Annotated in this window: 1 protein-coding gene; it reads right to left on the bottom strand. The window is 64.8% G+C overall.

Going from position 1 to position 710, the window contains the following annotated elements; all coding sequences use genetic code 11:
* Positions 1–710, bottom strand: a 710-nt coding sequence (gene groEL / locus HX774_RS18650; protein ID WP_178828930.1) for a chaperonin GroEL, incomplete at both ends; no start/stop codon positions are given.

The raw sequence follows: 710 nt of genomic DNA, 5'->3' as shown, positions 1-710 counted from the left end.
TCTCGCCGGCGCCTTCGACGAGGGTGGTGTCGTCCTTGGTGATCGTGACCTTCTTGGCCTTGCCGAGCATGTCCAGCGTGACGGTCTCAAGCTTGATGCCCAGATCTTCCGAGATGACCTGGCCGCCCGTCAGGATGGCGATGTCTTCCAGCATGGCCTTGCGGCGGTCGCCGAAGCCCGGAGCCTTGACGGCGGCGACGCGCAGGCCGCCGCGCAGCTTGTTGACCACCAGGGTGGCCAGGGCTTCGCCTTCGATGTCCTCAGCGATGATCAGCAGGGGACGGCCCGACTGAACCACGGCTTCCAGCACCGGCAGCATGGGCTGCAGCGAGGTCAGCTTCTTCTCGTGGAGCAGGATGAGGGGCTCTTCGAGGGCGACCTCCATCTTGTCGGCGTTGGTGATGAAGTAGGGCGACAGGTAGCCGCGGTCGAACTGCATGCCTTCGACGATGTCGACGGTGGTTTCAGCCGTCTTGGCTTCTTCGACCGTGATGACGCCTTCGTTGCCGACCTTGGCCATGGCCAGGGCGATCAGCTCGCCGATTTCAGCGTCGCCGTTGGCCGAGATGGTGCCGACCTGGGCGATTTCCGAGTTGTTCGAGACCGGCTTGGAGATGGCCTTGACCTCGTCCAGGGCCACAGCGACGGCCTGGTCGATGCCGCGCTTCAGGTCCATCGGGTTCATGCCGGCGGCGACGGCCTTGAGGCCC

Origin of the sequence: Brevundimonas sp. P7753, from assembly GCF_013386595.1 — a bacterium.
In the GTDB taxonomy this organism is placed as follows: Bacteria; Pseudomonadota; Alphaproteobacteria; order Caulobacterales; family Caulobacteraceae; genus Brevundimonas; species Brevundimonas bullata.
Note: the sequence above shows the minus strand (reverse complement) of the source record. Positions and strands in the feature narration are given on the sequence as shown.